The organism is Tritonibacter sp. SIMBA_163 (assembly GCF_046535935.1).
GTDB classification, from domain to species: Bacteria; Pseudomonadota; Alphaproteobacteria; order Rhodobacterales; family Rhodobacteraceae; genus Epibacterium; species Epibacterium scottomollicae.
Genome location: NZ_JAWJBP010000227.1, coordinates 1 through 319, shown reverse-complemented (window position 1 = coordinate 319; position 319 = coordinate 1). Strand labels below are relative to the sequence as shown.

Sequence of the window (319 nt, the reverse complement as noted above, 5' to 3'; positions counted from 1 at the left end):
CAAAATACGCTGTCGGCAATAATAATCCAATTGCCGCTTGAACCAAAGAGAAAAAGCGGGCGCTGCCGACCGGTACCAAGTCGCCATACCCGACAGACATCATCGTTGTACCGCTAAAGTATAAATAATCCCAGAAATCATGTGCCCCGGCTTTTCCTTCGGGTGTCGCTAGCCGTATTACGACGCTTTGCATGCCCAGTAAATAGTAAAGCACGGCAAAGCCGAATGTGATTCCAATCAAGCTATAGAATAATTTTTGAAACAAAGGCGGGTGAAAATTGCTTTTATGAAATTTTTGCCCTGTGAAAAAGAACCATAA

At 43.9% G+C, this 319-nt stretch carries 1 protein-coding gene; it reads right to left on the bottom strand.

Going from position 1 to position 319, the window contains the following annotated elements; genetic code table 11:
• The coding region (locus R0J92_RS22190) for an ion channel (protein ID WP_411053242.1) at positions 1-241 on the bottom strand (241 nt) is incomplete at its 3' end.
• Positions 242-319 lie beyond the last annotated feature (78 nt).